We start from the raw sequence: 20,551 nt of genomic DNA, 5'->3' as shown, positions 1-20,551 counted from the left end.
TGCTATGTACCATAAAGTGCTACTCCCCGTAGACTTGAACGAAGAGGCCTCATGGAAGAAAGCGTTGCCCACGGCGATAATGCTGTGCCAAACCTTTGGCGCATCGCTGCACGTGGTGACGGTACTACCGGAATTTAAAATGCCCATGGTTGGCGCTTACTTTCCGAAAAACTTCTCTGAAAAAGCGCATGCGGCGGTGAAAGAAGCGCAGCATAAATTCATTCAGGAACATGTGCCTGAAGGGATCAAAACCCAAAGTGTGATTGTTGATGGCTCACCATGGGAGGCCATCATCAAGGTCGGCAAGAAGATTGATGCCGATTTAATTGTGATGGCATCCCATACTAAGCGTAAATTCGTCGATTACGTACTGGGCCCCAACGCCGAGCATGTCGTTCATCACGCTAAAGTGTCGGTGATGATCGTGCGGTAAGCGCAACGTGCGTCATAAAGCTCCAAGCCCCGGCTTGGAGCTTTTTTTTGGCTCGAATATAACGAAACGCTAACGCATCGAATTAATTGTCGTTAAAAGCGCCGATGAAGGATTTTTTGTACTGAGTGCCTTCAAAAGCATTCGCGAAGCAGCGGCTCAGCTACATTAATAGAACATTAAGCCATTAACGTTGGATTAATGGTCATCAATACACATGGTAGCTATTTCCCTTGGTGCTTGGGTCAGTGACAGCCATCTGGGGTAAATCACAGGAGTTACGCCATGAATGCAGTAACAACAAAAACACACGACCACTCATCCGGTGCGCCGAACGTCAAAATCATTATCAATAAGGTAGGGATGGAAAGACCACGTGCTTGGCTAGCCGCAGGTATGGAAGATTTTCGTCGTGCGTCTGCTATTAGCCTCGCTTACGGCATGTTTTGGGTGGGGTTGAGTATTGCCATTACCCTTGGTGCTTACACGCTGGGTTACTGGTATTGGCTATTGCCAATGATTGCTGGCTTCATGTTTATCGGGCCACTGGTGGCCGTTGGTTCCTATGGCATTAGCCTTGCCCTTGAGCGCGGACGTACCCCGAACTTGGGCGATGCGTTTGGTAGCTGGCGGCCCCATGCTGGGCAACTTGCCATGATGGGCGTCATGATGATGATCTTCTTTCTCGCCTGGATACGCCTAGCCACGCTGCTGTTTGCGCTGTTCTTTGGATTTGAAGTGCCCAGCCCGGCAACGCTATACACTACGCTGGTAACCACGCAGGAAGGCCTGAGTATGCTGGCCGTTGGCACGGTAGCAGGTGGTGTGCTGGCTTTTGGTGCTTTCGCGATCAGTGTGGTGGCCATCCCGACACTGATGGACCAAGACCTGACGTTTATGGAAGGCATTGAAGCCAGCGTACGCTGTGTAGCTCGCAATTTCCGGCCCATGCTGCTGTGGGCGGCCATTCTTACTGGCTGTGTGTTAGTGGGCGTTATGACGTTCTATATTGGCTTGGCGCTGATTCTGCCCGTGCTTGGCCATGCAAGCTGGCACGCTTATGAAGATCTAGTACGGTTTGAACCGGTCGAACAGCTGAAAACCTAGCGGCTAATAAACGCCAGGGTTACTCACTGCTTACCAAAAACATCGTAATTAGCCTGACCTATGAATTGAGATGGCGTACCCTAAACGCCATCTCTTTTTTTATTGCTTTGAGCGTGCGTTGGCGGTCACGGTTTCGTCGCCTGGGGCACTGCGATATGAGGAGTCAGTAGTGAAAGCGTTGTTATTGGGGTGGATTATGCTGGCGTTCAGCATTCCCCATACGGGGCTCGCTGAGACAGCAGATTCGCTGGCGGCACCGAGTGGGCCAGTGATACTCAAACTTGATGGTGATATTGCGGTGACCAATGTGGGCGAAGAAGCCCATTTTGATCGCGCGATGCTTAGCGCACTTCCGCAGCATGAATTTACGACAGGAACACCGTGGACGGAAGGGAACAGCCACTACCGTGGGCCGCTTATGCGTACCCTGCTTGAGCAGGTAGGCGCGGAAGGCAAGATCATTAACGTCGTGGCGCTTAACGGGTATGAAGCTGAAATTCCGGTCGCGGATTTCTACGACTACGATGTGATTTTGGCCTTAGAGCGTGACGAGAAAGCTATTCCTATCCGTGAGTACGGGCCTTTATGGGTGCTTTATCCCTTTGATCAGGATAAAGCGCTGCTAAGCGAACGAGTGCGCTTTAGAGCCGTATGGCAGGTAATGCATATTAATGTCCGCCAGTGAATCCGTCACACGAGCGCCCCGACTGCTTCGCTATCCGCGCCGCCTCAAGCTGGTGGCGATTATTACCGTACTTTTATTTGCGGCCGCGCTGGTGGTGGCCGCTTTATCCGCATGGCGACAGGATAATCTGACGCAAAGTCTGCGAGAAGATACGGCCTGGGTGGTCTATAAGCTCGACCGTGACGCCGTTCAACTACTGAACCACTTGCTGGCGGAAACACGGGGTCCCCTCTCTCCCGCCGCCCAGGATGAGCTAAACCTACGGTTTGAACTCCTCTATAGCCGGATCACCCTGTTAAGAGAAGGGGAGGTCAGCTCGCTGCTGCAGAGTATCAGTTCGGCAAGGGAGCTGCTTGACCAAATCCAACGGCAGCTCGACAGCTTAGACCCTATGTTTGAGCCGCATGATGAATTGGCACGAATGCCGGTCACCGCTTTGGAAAGCGAGCTGCAGGTGCTTACACGGCTTACTGAGCGCTTTGTTATTGCCATCAATGGCTACTTGGCTGAGTCCGCCACGGAAGAGCGAGCGTTGCTCAGCACGCTCTATAAACTCTTAATGTCACTACTGATAGGTATGAGCCTAGCGGTGCTGCTAGTGATTATCTTTTTGGTGCGTGAAATGCGTGAAAGTGCTGCGGCACGCCGGGAACAAGAGCAGCTTAGTAAGCAGCTTCAGGTAACGGCCAAGCAGGCCCAAGCCGCCAACCATGCTAAATCTGATTTTCTAGCAATGGTAAGCCATGAAATCCGCACGCCGCTAAACGGTGTGATCGGCATGAGCGAGCTCTTGCGTGAACCGGCAAGCCCCGCCCAAGTAGAGGATTACGCCCGCACCATTCACGACAGTGCCAACCAACTACTGGCGATGATTAATGAAATTCTCGATTTTTCTAAAATTGAGGCAGGCCACTTAACCCTTGAAACATCGTCCACGGCCATAAACCCTCTGGCAGAGGGGGTGATGGCACTATTTGAGCCACGGGCCCAGGAGAAAGGGTTGCGGCTTTCATTACACGTTGACCCGCTAGTACCTGGGTGGGTCATGATCGACGCGGGGCGACTGCGCCAAATTCTGCTCAATCTTATCGCTAATGCCATCAAATTTACTGACCACGGCAGCGTCTCCATTCGCGTTACATCAACGGTAGAGCACCTCCTGTTTGAAATTAGCGACACTGGCTGCGGGCTGAATAGCGAGCAGCAAGAGACGCTGTTCGAGCCTTTTCAGCAGGCGGATGAGAGCGTTGCCCGCCGTTATGGCGGCACCGGCCTAGGGTTAGCTATCTGCAAGCGGCTGAGCGACGCGATGCGGGGAAGATTAGGCGTCATTAGCACACCCGGCGAGGGCAGCACGTTCTGGTGCGAGCTGCCGCTAGTGGAGGCTAGCCCCGTTAGTACATCGCAACCTGCAGAGCCTACTCAAGACTTTAACGGTACTTCGCTGCTGTTGGTGGAGGATAACGCGGTAAACCGTAAAGTGGCGCTAGGCCTGCTTTCACGATTAGGGTGTGACGTAGTGTGCGCTGAAAATGGCTACGATGCGCTCGCGATGGCTAAGCGCCAGCAAGTACACCTGATTTTTATGGATATTCAACTGCCCGATAGTGACGGAATAACGGTGACCCAGCAACTGCGTGCCCAGGGTGGTTGGTGCAGCGATGTACCGATTGTGGCGATGACGGCTGGTGGCGCCGAAGACGACCGCAAGCGGTGTCTGGCGGCAGGTATGAATGACTATATTACCAAGCCGCTCTCGCTGTTGGCGCTAAGCAATGTACTGGCGCTTCAACTGACGCCTGCGCAGACGCCGTCAACGCCTATCGCCGCCGAATCAGGTAACGATGTGCTGCTCAATGAAGCGACGCTTGCGACGTTAACCAGCTCGATAGGGGCTGACAGCGTTAAACAACTGGTAATGCTTTATCATCAGCAAGTGCATGATTATATTGGCCAGTTGGTTGATTGCTTCGCTTCTAATACAGAAATAGCGAGTGAGCAGCTACCTCAGATGGAGCGCCTTGCTCATCAGTTGCGAGGCGAATCTTTAAGCATAGGTGCCGAGCAGTTGGCCGCTCAGTCAAAGCACTTAGAGCAACTAGCAGGGCAGCCAGAGGCCTCAAGCGCTCAGATTGAAGAGGCCTTTAGCGCGCTGCACCACTGTGCGGCACGCACCCACGCTGCGTTGGAGCAATGGCATCGTGAGCATCAGCTTAACTAACAGTGGCCTGATAACTGCTGCAAGCCGGGCTTCTGACCCCTATATAGCCGCCAACGAGTTGGCGGCGTCGCTCTACCATGAGCATGCAGGCTTTGTGCTGTTTTTCTGTAGCGCAGAGTATCCGCTGGCCGCGCTTGCCCAGGCGCTAAGCAGCGCCTTTGGCGCACTGCCTATTAGTGGTTGCACCACCGCAGGCGAGCTAACGCCGGATGGCTATGACCGCGGCTCGGTGGTGGCGATCTGCTTTGACCAGCGCTTTTTTGCGATAGAAACCGCATTGATTGATGACTTGGAGTACTTTGACCTCCCCACCGCGCAGCCCTTGGTGGATAAGCTGTTAGAGCGTTGCCGCCGCCAAGCTGTCGCACCGGTCAACGAGCACAGCTTTGCCCTGACGCTGCTGGATGGGCTATCCAGCCGTGAAGAGCAAGTGCTGGCAACGCTGGATGCGGCCTTGGGGCGCATCCCGAGCTTTGGTGGTTCCGCAGGGGACGATAACCACTTAACCCATACCCATGTATACGCCAACGGGCGCTTTCATACCCGTGCGGCGGTGGTGGTCATGATGAATACTCGGCTACCGTTTGAAGTATTCTCCACCCACCACCTTGAGCCACTCGAGCACAAGCTAGTGGTCACCGCTGCGGATCGTGAGCGCCGCCGCGTGCTGGAGCTTAACGGTGTCCCCGCGGCCGAACTGTATGCCGCGCTGGTGGGCTGTTCGGTTGAGGCGCTTGCGCCTCCCATTTTTGCCCAGCACCCGCTGGCGGTACACCTGGGCGGCCAGCACTATATTCGCTCGATTCAACGGGTTAATGATGACGGCAGCCTGAGCTTCTACTGCGCGGTGGAAAATGGCATTGTGCTGACTGCCATGCAGCCCACGCCGCTGCTCACCGATTTAGCCCACATGCTGCAGCGAGTGGAAGCCCGCTTAGGCGAGCCCGCTGCGATTATTGGCTGCGACTGCTTTTTGCGACGGATGGCGCTGGAGTCGTTGGGGCAACTTGACCAGGCATCGACGCTGCTGCGCCAAGCCCGTGTCGTGGGATTTAATACCTACGGCGAGCAGCACCACGGCATGCATGTGAACCAGACGTTTACGGGGGTGGCCTTTGGCGCTCTTCCAACTCCCTGATTCGCAACAAGGCGATGATATTGCGGCCCTGCGTGAAGAGAACCACCGACTACGCAAAGTGTGTACGGCGTTAATGGAGCGAGTGGAATCCGGCGGTAGCCCTAATGGCGCGCCCTATGCAGCCTTTGAGCGCTCGGTGCTGCTTGCCGAACAGGTGCGCGAGCGCACCGACGCGCTGCACCGCACGTTGGATGAACTAAGCCAGGTCAATGCTCGTTTGCTGGCAGCCAACGCTGAAGCCCACGCGGCTAACGTCTCTAAAACCAAGTTTTTGGCCGCCGTTAGCCATGACCTTTTACAACCGCTCAATGCGGCACGGCTGTTTGCCAGCGCCCTGGAAATCCATGCACTACCTGAGTCCTCCCAGGCGCTTGTCGGCCATATCGGGCGCTCGCTGAAAGATGTCGAGGGCTTGCTTGGGACGCTGGTGGATATCTCCCGCTTAGATGCCGGAGTGCTTCATGCCGATAAAGCTCCCTTTGCCGTAAGTACGCTGCTGGATGCGCTGGCGGAGGAGTATCGCCAGGTGGCGGGGGTGCGTGGTCTTACCCTTCACTATGTACCTTCGCGGGTGTGGGTGGAGTCCGATTTGGCGCTGCTGGCGCGGGTGGTGCGTAATTTCCTTAGCAATGCGGTGCGCTACACCGAGCACGGCCACCTGCTGTTAGGCTGCCGCCGCCGGGCCGATGGCCTGGAGATTATGGTGGGTGATACTGGCCCCGGTATTCCAGAGCCCCAGCGCAAAGCCATTTTTCTGGAGTTTCGTCGCGCCAGCCAGCCACAGGCCAACCACAGTCGCGGCCTGGGGCTGGGTCTAGCCATTGTCGATCGTATTAGTACCATGTTGGATCACCCCGTCACACTGGCATCACGGCTAGGTCATGGCTCGCTGTTCTCTATTTTGGTGCCCTACGCAGCCTCTTGCGGCGCGTTAGAAGGCGCATCCAGCCCGGTGCCATCCGCGCAGTGGGGCGATGACCCGCTGCAGGGCTGTGTGGTGTGGGTGGTGGATGATGACCCCGCCATTACCGAAGGGATGCAGGCGCTGCTGGGCAGTTGGGGGTGTCGGGTACGGGCAGCGGCGACGGTGAGCGCGCTGGAAGCGGCTAGCGACGGCGAGCGCCCGGCGGTGCTGCTGGTGGATTACCATTTAGGGGAGCACCGTGAGAACGGCATCGACTTAGCTACTCGGCTGCGCCGCCGCTATCCTGGGTTAGCCACAGTGGTAATTACCGCCAACCATGAAGCTTCGTTAAAGCGGGCCACCCGAGAGGCGGGAATGCACTGCTTGTTAAAACCGCTTAAACCACTGCGCTTGAAGATGCTGTTAGGTACGCTGTTAGAGGGCCGTTAACGCGCCATTCGCTTGGCGATGTAGCCGTTTAAATCCTCCTCTCCGGCCATCACAATGGCGTGTACCCGGCTGGTGGCGCCCAGTTTTCGCAAAATAGCCGATACATGGGTCTTTACCGTGGTTTCAGCAATGTCCAGTTCTCGGGCAATCTGCTTGTTGGACATTCCCTGACTCATACAGCCCAACACGTCTAGCTGTTTGTCGGTGAGCCGGGGCAGGCGGCTCGGTTTATCCTCCGAATCTTCGCCTGCTGCCGCAGGTATTGCTCGGGGAGGCGGGCGTCGCATGATATCGGCGGGCAGGTAGAGTTGGCCCTGGAGAATTTGCTGTAGCGCGGCGAGAAGCTGCTCTCTAGGAGTGGATTTCGGGATATAGCCCACGGCCCCCAGAGTAATCGCATCCAGCACCAGCTGGCGCTCTTGATGGGCTGACACGATGGCAACGGGCAGCCCGGGGAAGGTCTCCCGTAGGGTTTTCAGCCCCTCTAACCCATCGGCATCCGGCAGGCTTAAATCTAAGAGCAGCAGGTCTAACCCTTCCAAGGCTTCAATGTGTGCCATGGCCCCCGCTAGGCTGTCGGTTTCCAGCAGTTGGGCATCGGTGAATCCGCTGCTGATCACCGCGTGCAGCGCATCGCGGAACAGCGGATGATCATCTGCGACTAACAGCGAGTACATGGCGTCTCCTTCCAAGGGATGAGGGTGCGTCCTGCCATCGGGCTATATCGAGAATGGCGCGAATGACCAACACTGGGTAGGCACCTTTTAATAATCATAATACTCAGGAGCAGTACCATGATCTACGCCAACCCAGGTGAAGCGGGCTCTGTTGTTTCGTTTGAGAAACGCTATGGTAACTACATTGGCGGTGAGTTTGTTCCCCCAGTGAAGGGCCAATACTTCGACAACATTAGCCCAGTTAATGGCAAAGTGTTCTGTGAAATTCCCCGCTCTAGCGCTGAAGATATCGAAAAAGCGCTGGATGCCGCCCATAAAGCCGCTCCGGCGTGGGGCAAGACCTCGGTACAAGAGCGCAGTAACATCCTGCTCAAAATCGCCGACCGTCTCGAGCAAAACCTCGAAATGCTGGCCGTGGCCGAAACGTGGGACAACGGCAAAGCGGTGCGTGAAACCCTCAATGCGGACATTCCGCTGGCTGTTGACCACTTCCGCTACTTTGCAGGCTGCCTGCGCTCCCAAGAGGGCACCGCCGCTGATATTGATGCCAACACGGTGGCGTACCACTTCCACGAGCCGTTGGGCGTGGTAGGGCAAATTATTCCGTGGAACTTCCCGATTCTGATGGCGGCTTGGAAACTAGGCCCAGCACTAGCGGCGGGTAACTGCGTGGTGCTGAAGCCTGCCGAACAAACCCCAGCGTCAATTTTGAAAGTGGTAGAAGTGATCGGCGATCTGTTGCCTCCAGGCGTGCTGAACATCGTTAATGGCTTTGGCGCAGAGGCAGGCCAAGCGCTGGCTACCAGTAAACGCATCGCTAAGATCGCCTTTACCGGCTCGACGCCGGTGGGCTCACATATTTTGAAGTGCGCGGCAGAGAATATTATTCCTTCCACGGTGGAGCTAGGCGGCAAATCTCCGAATATCTACTTTGCCGATATTATGAACGCCGAGCCGACGTTCATCGACAAAGCGGTAGAGGGGCTGGTGCTGGCCTTCTTTAACCAGGGCGAAGTGTGCACCTGCCCGTCGCGGGCGCTGATTCAAGAGAGCATGTACGACGAGTTCATGGCGAAAGTCATTGAGCGCACCAAGACCATCAAACGGGGTAACCCGCTGGATACCGACGTCCAGGTGGGCGCTCAGGCATCCCAAGAGCAGTTCGATAAGATCATGTCGTACATGGATATCGCTCGGGATGAAGGCGCTGAATTCCTTACCGGTGGTGACAAAGAAACGCTGGATGACAGCATCAACAGCGGTTACTACATTCAGCCCACGCTGTTGAAAGGTAATAACCAGATGCGCGTGTTCCAGGAGGAGATCTTTGGCCCAGTGGTGGCGGTGACCACCTTCAAAGATGAGGAAGAAGCGCTGGCGATTGCTAATGACACCGAGTTTGGCTTGGGCGCGGGCGTTTGGAGCCGCGATATTAACGTGGCCTTCCGCATGGGGCGTGGCATTCAAGCGGGTCGCGTCTGGACAAACTGCTATCACCAGTACCCCGCCCACGTAGCCTTCGGCGGCTACAAGAAGTCAGGCGTTGGTCGTGAAACCCATAAAATGGCGCTTGGGCATTACCAGCAAACCAAAAGCCTGCTGGTCAGCTACGATATCAATCCGCTTGGGTTCTTCTAAACGTTTGTTATGTCGTCCCATCGCCCGGCCTAGGCCGGGCGATGCTGCACATCCTCTGGCGCTAACTCTACGGATAAGAGCAGCTTAGAACTTCCGTTAACCATTATTAGGAGTCGCATCATGGATAATACAATGCGGGCGGCCGTCGTGCGCGAGTTCGGACAGCCGTTAGTCATAGAAGAAGTCGATGTTCCACGCCCAAAGCAGGGGGAGGTATTGATGAAGGTGGCGGCCTCGGGGGTCTGCCATACGGATCTACACGCAGTGCACGGCGACTGGCCAGTCAAACCTTCACCTCCCTTTATTCCAGGGCATGAAGGCGTTGGGCATGTTGTGGCGGTCGGGGCCGGTGTCTCCCATGTCAAAGAGGGCGACCGTATTGGTGTTCCTTGGCTCTACTCGGCCTGCGGTTTTTGCGAACACTGCTTAGGCGGCTGGGAAACCTTATGTGAGTCCCAGCAAAATACCGGTTACAGCGTTAATGGTGGGTTTGCCGACTATACCTTGGCCGATGCGGGGTATGTGGGTCGGCTGCCGGATAACGTTGGCTTTGTCGAGCTGGCTCCGGTGCTGTGTGCCGGCGTAACGGTTTATAAAGGTTTAAAAATGACCGATACCCGCCCCGGCCAATGGGTGGTGATTTCGGGCATTGGTGGCCTTGGCCACATGGCAGTGCAGTATGCCAAAGCCATGGGGCTTAACGTGGCGGCTGTCGATATTGATGACGGCAAGCTGGCGCTGGCTGAGCGCTTGGGCGCGACGGTTACGGTAAACGCCATGAAAACCGACCCCGCGGCATACCTTAAAAAGACCATTGGCGGTGCCCATGGTGCGCTGGTCACCGCAGTGTCGCCGAAGGCCTTCGATCAGGCGCAAAATATGCTGCGCCGTGGCGGTACGCTGGTACTTAATGGCTTACCGCCAGGGGATTTTCCACTGCCCATCTTTAGCACCGTGCTCAATGGGATCACTATTCGTGGCTCGATTGTCGGTACGCGTAGCGACCTTCAGGAAGCGCTCGATTTTGCGGCGGAAGGTAAAGTGGAAGCCACCGTCGCAACGGATACACTGGACAATATCAACGATGTTTTTCAGCGCATGATAGACGGTAAAATCGAAGGGCGTATTGTGCTAGACATGGCGGGTTAAACGCCCAGAGCGCATAAAAAATCCCGGCCGCGTGGCCGGGATTCTTCGTTTTACGCGTTGTACGTAAAGCGCTACTTACATCTGCGCATCTTCAGGCGGTTCGCCGATGGTGCCAGGCATTGCCTGCGCATGGCCACCCGCCAGAGCAAGGAATTGTAGGTGGCGCTCGTACTCTGCCACGAGATCACCGATCACCTGACCACGGGTGTAGCCGTTGAGGTCTTTATCCTGGCCACCTTCGGCAAGGTACACATCTAAACGCACGTAGAAATCATCGTCCGCGGGAATGAAGTTCGGTGTACGCATACGATGCGGGCATACCTGATAGACAAAGCTGGTGGCGTCGCCAAAGTCGACCTGCAGCATTAGGTTGGGCAGGGATTCCCCCTCAACCTGCTCTTCGGTGACGTTAGCGGTTTGGCCACGGCTCTCAAGCTCTTGGGCAAACTGGGTCATCGCCGGGCGAATCGAGTGCTCAATGGTCGCGGCGGCACCTGCGCGGTTAGAGGTATCCAGCGCGCGGTCCAAACGCTCACGCCAGTCGCCGCCGGGGGCACCGCCTGCAATCATACGGCGAGCGTCGGCTTTGCTGCCTTCCAGCTTCAGCGCTTTATAGGTGCCCACCATAATGGCGAAGATCACCACCGAGAAGGGCAGCGCCGTAATCACGACTGCGCTTTGTAGCGCGTTTAAGCCACCCGCCATCAGCAAGGCCACGGTGATCAGGCCAATCACGGCCGACCAGAAAATACGCAGCCTCACCGGCGCATCGTGGTTCACGTCGCTTAAAATCGAGGTGAAATTAGCCAGTACCAGCGCGCCAGAGTCCGCTGAGGTAATGAAGAACACGATACCCAGAACGGTCACGACGGCGGCGGTAATGCCCACATAGGGGTAGTACTCAAGCAGCGTATACAGCGTGGTTTGCGGCGAGTTCAGCGCCTGCTCACCCAGTTCGACAACGCCCTGATTGGCCACCAGCTCGATACCGCTATTACCGAAAATGGACATCCATACCATCATGAACGAGAGCGGAATGAACAGAGCGCCAGCCACGAATTGGCGAATGGTACGGCCGCGCGAGATGCGCGCCAGAAACAGCCCGACGAAAGGCGTCCAGGCGATCCACCAGCCCCAGAAGAAGATGGTCCACCACATCTTCCACTCCTGGGCACCTTCATCGGCAAAGGCGTAAGTATCGAAGCTGGCAGCAACGAAGCCTGAGAGGTAGTCGCCTGCGTTGTTGACCACTTTATCCAGCAGTACAAGAGTATCGCCAGAGAACAGCACAAACAGCATCAGCGCCAGGGCCAGCAGCATGTTGAACTCGGAGAGGCGACGGATACCTTTCTCAACGCCAGTCACCACCGAAATGGTTGCTAGAACAACTACCAGCGCAATCAGAACTACCTGGACCGTCAGGGTTTCCGGCACGTCGAACATATAGTTCAAGCCGTAGTTAAGCTGAATCACCCCAATACCGAGACTGGTGGCGATACCGAACACGGTAGAAATCACCGCCGTAATATCGACCGCGTTACCAATCGGGCCGTGAATGCGCTTGCCCAGCAGTGGGTAAAGCGCGCTACGAATAGCCAGCGGCAAGCGATGGCGGTAGCTGAAATAAGCCAGCGCCATGCCCGTCAGCACGTACAGTCCCCAACCGGAAAGGCCCCAGTGCAGATAGGTTTGCACGACGGCGTTGCGCATGGCCTCTTGGCTTTCAGGAGTTAAGTCGGGCGGTGCCAAGTAGTGGGCAACCGGCTCGGCTACGCTGAAAAACAACAGGTCAATACCAATGCCAGCAGCAAACAGCATGGCTGACCACGACAGCAACGAAAACTCAGGGCGGGAGTGGTCGGGCCCAAGCCGAATACTGCCAAAGCGCGACATACCGATGAACACCACAAACACGAGGTAGGCCACGATCGCTAGCATGTAGTACCAGCCAAACGTTTTGCTTACCCAGGCAAGGCCCGCATCAAAAAAGGCACCTGCTTGTTCGGTGAACAGCATCGTCACGATAAGAAACACGAGAATCCCCGCGACGCTGCCGTGGAAAACCACGGGGTTTAGGCGGTCTCGTGAGGGGAGAACGGGGTTGTCTTTCGCCATGGAGGCGGACTCCTGTTGTTAAGACAAAGATGAGTGATACGTTATTTTTGAATGAACGTTCAAATAAAATACGCGGTTTAGGCATTCACTTCAAGCCAACGGCTAACGCATCAGGGCGGTAAAAAAGACGCCAACAGGCGTATAGAAACAAACACGCCCAGCTAGGCTGGGCGTGTAGGGTGGGTTTGACGCTAAATAAACGCTTACTCGGTAGCCGTTTCCTCGGCATCCATTTCCTGGGCCGAGTCACCGTGATGGTCGCGCTTACCGTGTCCACGTTCGTGGCGGTGCTCAGCATGCATCTCGTGCATAGCGTCACGCAGTGCCTGCTGCTCTTCTTCCGATAAAATCTCAGCGACACGGGCTTGATGCTCTTCACGCAGGGCAAGCATGGCTTCGCGGTGCTCAGCGTGTGCTTCATTAAGCGCCGTTTGCTGCTCTTCGCTCAGTTCTGCGCGTTGATAGACTTCTTGGCGACGCTCTTCCATGCGCTCCATCATCGCTTCCCGGTCCATGCCACGGCCTTCATGGTTGTCTGCCTGGGCGGTAAAGGCCAGCGGTGTAAGGGCAACGGCGAGCAGGGCAGGAGCAAATAGCTGACGTAGTGACATCTTCATGGCATACCTCGTTTCTAATGAATACATGGTAATTTGACGATGTCAGTATTAACGGGCTTGGTGTAAATCGTTTGCACAAAGTGTGCAACAACCATGACCTTCTCAATAGCAGTAGTGGTTCATCCTTCCGGCTGATACTTATAACCCACTCCGTAAACCGAGCGAATAATTTCTTGGTCGGGGAGGGCTTCCGTGATCTTTTTACGCAGCTTCTTAATATGGCTATCCACCGTGCGCTCGGAAACGATTCGGTTATCACGGTACATATGATCCATCAACTGCTCGCGGCTGAAGATGCGTCCTGGAGACTGCATCATCACACGCAGCAACTGAAACTCGACCGCTGTTAAGCCTAAATCTTGGCCGTCGGCCAGTGCCTGCCAGCCCTCTTCATCTAGCGTGATGGGCGCTTTGGGGGCGGTGGTGGTGGGTGCTGCCTGTGCAGCGGCATGACTGCGGCGTAGCACGGCCTTAACACGTGCCACTACTTCACGAGGGCTGAAAGGTTTGCAGATGTAATCATCTGCGCCTAACTCTAGCCCCAGCAGCCGGTCTACCTCTTCTACCTTGGCGGTGACCATGATAATGGGGAGCTTGGGCCACTGTTCACGGATTTCCCGGCACAGCGTCAGGCCATCTTTGCCCGGTAGCATAACATCCAGCAGCACCAGTTCAGGCGAATGCTGAGTGAGCCAGGGGATCACCTCATTGCCGTGGCTGATAATGCTGGGCGCAAAATGATTGCTTTGTAAGTAATCGGCCATGAGGCGGGCGATTTTGGGCTCATCCTCAACGATCAGCAGGGAAGCGTCTTGGGGTAAACCATCTTGAGGTAATGCGTCGGGATGTGAATCACTCTGAGACATAGTCAGCTCGCTTATGGTCGTTTAAGAGGCGGTTAACAGTGGCAACCGTAGGGTCCAAGTTAAGCCACCCAGCGCCGAGGCGCTGGGTGTGAGCGTGCCGCCATGAGCCGTTACCAGCGCGCTGGCAATAGAAAGCCCCAGGCCGCTGCCACCGCTGGCGCGGTTGCGCGAACCCTCCACCCGGTAGAGCCGCTCGGTTAAACGTGACAGCTCCTCTTCAGGAACTCCGGGGGCACTATCTTGCCAGGTAATCACCGCGTCGCCCCGTTCGCAGATAAGGGAAACACTCAGCTTGCCAGGCGGCTGGGTGTAGGCACAGCTATTATCCAGCAGGTTGCTCCACAGCTGGCGCAGCCGTTGGGCATCGCCACGAATCATCACATCATCGGCCAGGGCCGTGGTGAGGGTCAGGCCGCTCTCTTCCAGCCAGCGGTCGGCGTCGTTCAGGCGGCTTTCCAGGCTTTCGCTGAGATTCATGGGGGCAAGCTGGATATCCAGCGCGCCCGCATCGCTTTGGGAGAGCAGGCGTAAATCGGCTACTAAGCGCTCTAGCTGAGCCACTTCCTGAGCCAGCGAACTTAAGTTTTCCTGGTTCAGCGGGCGGATGCCGTCCTGCATGGCTTCAATTTCACCCCGCAGCACGGCCAGTGGGGTGCGCAGCTCATGGGCGGTGTCCGAGACCCAGCGGGCGCGGGCTTCACGGCTGGCTTCAAGCGTGGCGGCCAGCACGTTGAAATCTCGGGCAAGGCGGGAAAGCTCGTCTTTACCACGCTCTGGCAGGCGGGTGTGGTAGTCGCCTTCGGTTAAGCGCAGCGTAGCCCCGGCCAGGGCGCGGGTGCGCCGACCCAGCCACCAGGAGAGCCCGCCTGCCAGCAGCAGCGAGGCCAGCCCTAGCGAGATCACGATTAGCACTAGGTTACGCTGCTGGCGCTCCAGAAAGCGGCTCTCCATGCGCTCCATCATCTCCTGCGGCGGGCGAAAACCCAGCGCGCCAATCGCTTCTCGCTGGCCGCTTGGGGTCATATCGCTATACAGCGTTAGCCAGCGCCAGCCCATTGAGCCACGCGGTGCATCCGCAGGTGGTACAACATAACCCCCTTTGCTATCGCGCAGAGCAAAATCCTCAGCTTCGCCGAGAGGCGATGGACGGTCACGATGCTCCTGACCGAGTTCAAAGCGCACAATATAGGGCCAGCGACCAGGCGACGCTTCTAACCAAGCCCAGTCGCCCTGGGTTTCCCAGCGGGTAATCAACCCATCGGCAAGCAGCGTGGCCCGCCGCTCCTGGGCTTGATTGAGATACTCAAGAAAGCCGCGGTCGATGCTGTAAGAGACCGCCAGAAACACGCTCGCCGCGATGGCCACGTTAACGCTTAAAATTGCCACAAACAGCTTTAGCCCCAGCCGTGAGGGCCGCCACTGACGCAGTCGGGTCCATCTACTCATTAGTTTATGCCCTGCTGGCTAGGCTGGCGCGGGGCGCTTAACCGTTCACGTAGGTTTTCCAGCCCTAAATAGAGGCAGGGCACTACCAGCAGCAGAATCAGGGTGGCGAAGAGCATGCCAAAGCCTAGCGAAATCGCCATGGGGATCATAAAGCGTGCCTGGCGTGAGGTTTCCAGAATCATCGGCGCAAGCCCCAGGAATGTGGTCAGCGTGGTCATCATAATCGGCCGCAAGCGTCGGGTGGCGGCGGCCACAATCGCTTCGCGAGGCGCCATGCCTTCCCGTCGCTTACGGTTAGCGTAGTCGATCAACACCAACGCATCGTTAATCACCACGCCGGAGAGCGCTAGCATACCTAATAGGCTGATGATCGACAGCCCAAAGCCCATCAGCATATGCCCGCCCACGGCACCGACGATACCAAACGGAATTGCGGCCATCACCAACAGCGGCTGTAGGTAGCTTCTGAACGGAATAGCGAGCAGCGCATAGAGGGCGGCTAACATCAGCCACATGGCGTTACGCAGGGTGGCGAGGTTGTCGGCGGTATCCTGTTGGCGGCCGCCCATGCTAACTTCAAGCCCTGGCCAGGTGTTGCTGAGCGTGGGGAAGACCTCTTCTTGAAGGGTGGCGAGCACTTGGTTAATCGCTTGGTCGCCCTCTGAATCGGCAGTGACGGTGATAATCCGCCGCCCATCGATACGCTGCAGGCTGCTAGAGGCTTGGCTCAGAGTGATATCCGCGACTCTAGAGAGCGGCACGCTCATCCCGTCGGGGGTTCTGACCGGCAGGCGGTACAGCTCGCTAAGGCTGTTGCGCGACTGCTCTGGCAAGCGCACTTCCACGCTCACCTCCTGGCGGCCGATAAACTGCTCCACCGCCGTGGCTCCTTGCAGCGGGCCGCGCAGCGCCTGGGCGAGGTCGCTGCCGGTTAGCCCGAGTGAACGACCTTCGGCGGAGAGACGCATCTCTAGCTGTGGCTTGCCATCGCCCAGGCCGCTGTCGATATCGGTTAAGCCATACTCTGCCAACCGTTCTGCCAAACCTGCGGCGGCGTCTTCTAGTACTTGGGTATTGGGGTGGGAGAGTCGCAGGCTCAGCGCCGCCCCGCTACCGGGGCCGCCAAAGTCAGATTCAAAGCGCACTGACTGCGCGCCTAACAGATCCCCAGTGAGATCCCGCCACTCCTGGGCAATGCGAGAAGGAGGCCAGGCATCCAGGCTTTCCGGCGCGATATCCAAACGCACTTCCAGGCTTTCGCCATCTAGGCTACTGCGGGTGCTGTTGAAGGTGAGCGTCTCTTCCTGCTCGCTGAGCTGTGCGGCGGCATCGAGGAGCTGTTGGCTTAGCTCGCGACTTACACTGATATGGCTGCCAATCGGCAAGGTGACGGTGGCTTGCACCTGATCAGACTCGACCCGAGGCATCAGAGAAAAACCTAACCGCCCGCTCATCGCCCAGGCCATGGTCACGCAGAGAATGGCGACGCCAATAGAGACCGTGAGCAGGCGCTGATTGAGCGCGCGCTGTAACAGAGGCTCAAACTGTTGATAGGTGAAGTGATGCAAACCGCGCTGCATACTGAGTCGCACCGCTTCGATGGGCCGCTGCCACGCGGGCGTTTGGCGGGGCTTGCTGGCGTGGGCCAAGTGGGCGGGCAGAATAAACAGCGCTTCCACTAGCGAGATAATAAACACGGTAATCACCACCACCGGCACGGTGGCAAAAATCAGCCCCAGAAATCCCGGCAGGAACAAGAGCGGTAGAAACGCGACGATATTGGAGAGGATGGCAAAGGTCAGCGGAGTGGCAATTTCTTGAGCGCCTTTAACCGCCGCATCTCGCAGCGAGTAGCCCTGCTCTCGGTAACTGTAGATGTTTTCGCCCACCATGATGGCGTCATCCACCACGATGCCGAGGGCGATGATAAAGGCGAACATCGACATCATATTGAGCGACACGCCGACCCAGGGTAGAAACAGCATGGCCCCTAAAAACGCCGTGGGAATGCCTAGCGTGACCCAAAAGGCCAGCCGCGCCTCTAAAAACAGCGCCATCAAAATCAGTACCAGCGCTAGCCCCATCCAGGCGTTTTTCAGCAGCAGGCTGAGGCGGTCTTCGTAAACTTCCGAGCTATCCCGTGAAACGTCCAGGCTGACGCCATCGGGCAGGTTGGCTTGCAGCCGCTCTAACTCACCGTAAACCGCATTAGAAATACTCGTGGGCGTTTGGTCGCCGATTTGATACACATCTACCGATAGCCCTGGCTGACCGTTGTAAAACTCCTCCCGGTCGGTTTCGGCAAAGCCTTCGCTCACTCTGGCGATATCGCCGAGCATAACGGGCGCACCCTGGGCGGTGGTTAAGATGGGCAGTTCGGCAAACTCCTCGGCGCTGTTGCGCCGCCCCTGGTAGCGAATCAGCCACTCACCCGCGTCGGTTGTGAGCTGGCCGCTGGCAAGGTCCAGCGCTTCCTCGGCGATGCGGCTCGCCAACTGCTGATGATCCAACCCGTAGCGCTCGATGGCCTCGTCATCCAAATGAACCTGGATTTCCCGTTCGCGGTTGCCGGAAAGCTCGGCGCGGGAAATACCGCTGGTGGCCTGCAGCTCGGCGCGTACGTTCTCGGCCGCATCGTGGAGCGCGGCCAAGCCCACGTTGCCATACACCTGAAGGCTGACCACGCTGCGCGAGCGGCCTGCCAGGGTGAAGCGGGGCGGGTCGGCGGCGGCGGGCAGGGTGGTGATGGCGTTCACGGATTGCTGAATATCCTGATACGCCCGCATCACGTCCACGCCATCAATCAGCGTGGCGCTGACCACCCCGCTGCCTTCGCTGGCGCTGGCGGTCAGTTCATCGATGCCTTCCACATCGGCAATCGCGGCCTCGACCGGCAGCAGCAAACTCTGCTCGACGTCCTCTGGCGTAGCGCCCGGATAGCTGATGGTGACCTGGACGATTTCCGTCTCGAATTCGGGAAACACCTCTTTTTTGATCGCCAGTGAGGCCATTAACCCGCCGACGATAAACAGTACCATCATCAGGTTGGGGGCGACGCCGTGATCGACCATCCACGCCAGCGGGCCTTTACGCATCATTGAGCCGCTCCCTCATCCTGAGCGGGGGTATCGCCACGCTGGCGAATCCGCACTTCCTGGCCCTCTCGGGGTTGGGCCAGCCCGGCTGTCACTACCCGCTGACCGGGCTCCAGGCCGCTGCGTATCAGCACTTCTTCCTGGCCGCGATAGGCGAGTGTGACCTGGGTACTCTGCAGGCGATTCTCGTCATCCACCCACCACACCTGCTCGCCGGGGCGTAGTGCGGCTGAGGGCAGCGCAATCAAGGGCTCTTCGGCGGTGGTATGAAACGCCACGCGCAGCACATCTCCCAAGCGCAGGGCGGGGCCGTCCTGGTTGAGCGCCAGCGGATCATCCACGGCAATCAACAGCTGGGCCTGCAGGCCGTTCTCTTCGAGGTTGGGCAGAATAGAGAGCAAGGTGCCTTCCCGAGAGGCACCTTCTGGCCAGCCTTGGCTGGTCAGCGTGACGCTCCCCCCCGGCGAGAGCCAATCCAGCGTTTCGCCCGGCAGCGAGGCGCGCACCCAGAACTGCTCGACGCCGACCAAACTCACCACGGCGGTGCCTTGGCTCAGCAGGCTGCCAGCGCCCACCAAACGCTCTTGCACCATGGCGCGCCACGGGGCGGTTAAGGTCGCACGCTCTAGGTTGAGCGCCGCTTGGTCACGCACCACGCGGGCTTGGGTCAGTTGAGCCTGGGCCTGACGGAGCTGTGGTTCACGCAGCACCAGCGCGCGGCGTTCGGCGCTGAGCTGGCGGCCAAAGGATTCGTACTCGCTGCGCGCGCGCTGCTGCTCGGCCTGCTCTAAGGCGAGCTGCGCCTGGGCATTCGCCAACTGGGCGTCGGCGTCTTCTAGCGTTAAGCGCAGGTCGGCTTGGTCGATGTGGGCCACAGGCTCCCCTTGCTCCACGACTCGCCCAGGCAGCACGCCATCGCCAAAGCGCTCTAGCTGGCCCGCTACGCGGCTGGCAAGCTCGGTGGATTTTTCTGCCTCAACGCGGCCAAAGCCGTTCAGCGTGGGTGACTGCACCTGCTGTTCCGTGGTGATGACATCGACCACGGGCGGCGTTGGCGGAGGCGGCGGGCGGCGCTCGACCCGTGGCGGCTGGCTAACGATCCACCAAGCGAGAGCTAAACCACCGGCAAACACCAATAGCGCTGCCAGTGCACCGAAGCCGATGCGACCTTGCTGAGAAAAAGCGTAAGAGCGAGAGGGGGGCATGGACGGGTGTTATCCGTTGGCTGAGAGCAAAAATTCCAGAAAAGAGTGCGTATCATGCTAGCATCACCGATTGCCACGCAGCGATTAGGTAAGCTTTGTGCAAAAAGTGTGCAACCCGACGTGACGGGGCTTTTTTGCACCAAACGCTGACGCAGCAAGTAATAGCTGCCATCATTCATGTGAAAAGCCATAGACTCCCTGATCTGTATGACGTTATGAAAAACACCGCCACCCGCGACAAACTCATTGATTCTGGTGCCGAGCTGATTGCCCAGCAGGGCTATAATGCGACGGGTATCAATGCTGTATTAAAAACCTGCGGTGTCCCCAAAGGCTCGTTCTACCACTACTTTTCCAGCAAAGAAGACTTCGGCTTGGCGGTCATCGAGCGCTTCGCCGACGATTACGATGCGTCGTTAGCGGCGCTGCTGGAAGACCCCGCCCTGCCGCCCCTGGAGCGTTTGCGCCGCTACTTTGCCACCGGGCGCGCCCATATGCTCGACTGCGATCACACCACCGGCTGCTTGATCGGTAATCTCGGTCAGGAGCTTTCCGGCCAGAGTGATACCTTCCGTGACGCCCTGAATTTGGTATTTCAGCGTTGGGAAAAACGCTTTGTGGCCTGCTTGAGCCAAGCCCAAGCCGACGGCACGATCAATGCCGCCATCCCGCCTGAGGCGCTGGCCAGCTTTATTCTCTCCGGATGGGAAGGGGCGATTCTGCGGGCCAAAACACTCAAATCTCTGGCCCCTATGGAACACTTCGAAGCCATTTTGTTCGATCAAGTGCTGGTGCCACGCTAGCAGGC

The 20,551-nt window shown here is 57.5% G+C and carries 16 protein-coding genes; 9 read left to right on the top strand and 7 right to left on the bottom strand.

Translation table 11 applies throughout. From position 1 onward, the window contains the following. Positions 1–4 precede the first annotated feature (4 nt). The 6 genes from AC13CN_RS06330 (at position 5) to AC13CN_RS06305 (ending at position 6,935) form a co-directional block, all read left to right on the top strand. Positions 5–433, top strand: a complete 429-nt coding sequence (locus tag AC13CN_RS06330) for a universal stress protein (RefSeq protein ID WP_483053093.1) — start codon at positions 5–7, stop codon at positions 431–433. A 282-nt stretch (positions 434–715) separates the two neighbouring features. Next, the gene (locus tag AC13CN_RS06325) at positions 716–1,537 is read left to right on the top strand and encodes a DUF2189 domain-containing protein (protein WP_062374077.1); all 822 of its coding nucleotides are present in this window, start codon (positions 716–718) and stop codon (positions 1,535–1,537) included. A gap of 196 nt (positions 1,538–1,733) precedes the next feature. Continuing rightward, entirely contained in the window at positions 1,734–2,222 is a 489-nt protein-coding gene (locus tag AC13CN_RS06320; RefSeq protein ID WP_044628752.1) for a putative pterin-binding protein, read from the top strand. Then, positions 2,209–4,443 (top strand): ATP-binding protein, encoded by a 2,235-nt coding sequence (locus AC13CN_RS06315; RefSeq protein ID WP_044628673.1) that lies wholly within the window; start codon positions 2,209–2,211, stop codon positions 4,441–4,443. The genes AC13CN_RS06320 and AC13CN_RS06315 overlap by 14 nt, the downstream gene beginning before the upstream one ends. Continuing rightward, positions 4,424–5,581, top strand: coding sequence for a nitric oxide-sensing protein NosP (nosP, locus tag AC13CN_RS06310; protein WP_082051410.1), 1,158 nt, complete (start codon positions 4,424–4,426; stop codon positions 5,579–5,581). The genes AC13CN_RS06315 and nosP overlap by 20 nt, the downstream gene beginning before the upstream one ends. Continuing rightward, positions 5,559–6,935 (top strand): ATP-binding response regulator, encoded by a 1,377-nt coding sequence (locus AC13CN_RS06305; protein ID WP_253556923.1) that lies wholly within the window; start codon positions 5,559–5,561, stop codon positions 6,933–6,935. The genes nosP and AC13CN_RS06305 overlap by 23 nt, the downstream gene beginning before the upstream one ends. Here AC13CN_RS06305 and AC13CN_RS06300 read toward each other — a convergent pair. Beyond that, the gene (locus AC13CN_RS06300; RefSeq protein WP_044628671.1) at positions 6,932–7,612 is read right to left on the bottom strand and encodes a response regulator; all 681 of its coding nucleotides are present in this window, start codon (positions 7,610–7,612) and stop codon (positions 6,932–6,934) included. The genes AC13CN_RS06305 and AC13CN_RS06300 overlap by 4 nt on opposite strands. 117 nt (positions 7,613–7,729) lie before the next feature. On the opposite strand from AC13CN_RS06300, the gene exaC reads away from it, so the two are divergent. Beyond that, complete coding sequence (gene exaC, locus AC13CN_RS06295) at positions 7,730–9,250, top strand: acetaldehyde dehydrogenase ExaC (protein WP_058577196.1); 1,521 nt, start codon at positions 7,730–7,732, stop codon at positions 9,248–9,250. 120 nt (positions 9,251–9,370) lie between these two features. Beyond that, positions 9,371–10,399, top strand: coding sequence for an alcohol dehydrogenase AdhP (adhP, locus tag AC13CN_RS06290; protein WP_172416473.1), 1,029 nt, complete (start codon positions 9,371–9,373; stop codon positions 10,397–10,399). A 75-nt stretch (positions 10,400–10,474) separates the two neighbouring features. Here adhP and betT read toward each other — a convergent pair whose 3' ends face one another. The 6 genes from betT to AC13CN_RS06260 form a co-directional block, all read right to left on the bottom strand. Further along, positions 10,475–12,514: a choline BCCT transporter BetT gene (betT, locus tag AC13CN_RS06285; protein WP_089675794.1), complete on the bottom strand. Its 2,040-nt coding sequence runs from the start codon at positions 12,512–12,514 to the stop codon at positions 10,475–10,477. Between the two features lie 203 nt (positions 12,515–12,717). Further along, positions 12,718–13,131 carry a hypothetical protein gene (locus AC13CN_RS06280; protein WP_062374071.1) on the bottom strand — a complete coding sequence of 138 codons (414 nt, stop codon included), beginning with the start codon at positions 13,129–13,131 and terminating at the stop codon, positions 12,718–12,720. 119 nt (positions 13,132–13,250) lie between these two features. Then, positions 13,251–13,997, bottom strand: a complete 747-nt coding sequence (locus tag AC13CN_RS06275) for a response regulator (protein ID WP_058577198.1) — start codon at positions 13,995–13,997, stop codon at positions 13,251–13,253. Positions 13,998–14,018: 21 nt separating this feature from the next. Continuing rightward, positions 14,019–15,443 carry an ATP-binding protein gene (locus tag AC13CN_RS06270; protein WP_089675795.1) on the bottom strand — a complete coding sequence of 475 codons (1,425 nt, stop codon included), beginning with the start codon at positions 15,441–15,443 and terminating at the stop codon, positions 14,019–14,021. Further along, the gene (locus AC13CN_RS06265; RefSeq protein WP_062374068.1) at positions 15,443–18,541 is read right to left on the bottom strand and encodes an efflux RND transporter permease subunit; all 3,099 of its coding nucleotides are present in this window, start codon (positions 18,539–18,541) and stop codon (positions 15,443–15,445) included. The genes AC13CN_RS06270 and AC13CN_RS06265 overlap by 1 nt, the downstream gene beginning before the upstream one ends. Beyond that, positions 18,538–19,743, bottom strand: coding sequence for an efflux RND transporter periplasmic adaptor subunit (locus AC13CN_RS06260; protein ID WP_253027855.1), 1,206 nt, complete (start codon positions 19,741–19,743; stop codon positions 18,538–18,540). The genes AC13CN_RS06265 and AC13CN_RS06260 overlap by 4 nt, the downstream gene beginning before the upstream one ends. Positions 19,744–19,958: 215 nt before the next feature. On the opposite strand from AC13CN_RS06260, the gene AC13CN_RS06255 reads away from it, so the two are divergent. Continuing rightward, complete coding sequence (locus AC13CN_RS06255) at positions 19,959–20,546, top strand: TetR/AcrR family transcriptional regulator (RefSeq protein ID WP_044628662.1); 588 nt, start codon at positions 19,959–19,961, stop codon at positions 20,544–20,546. Positions 20,547–20,551: the final 5 nt, after the last annotated feature.

Source organism: Vreelandella sp. L-25, from assembly GCF_056857535.1.
The sequence above is the reverse complement of the archived record's forward strand: the minus strand, read 5'-3'. Positions and strand labels throughout refer to the sequence as shown.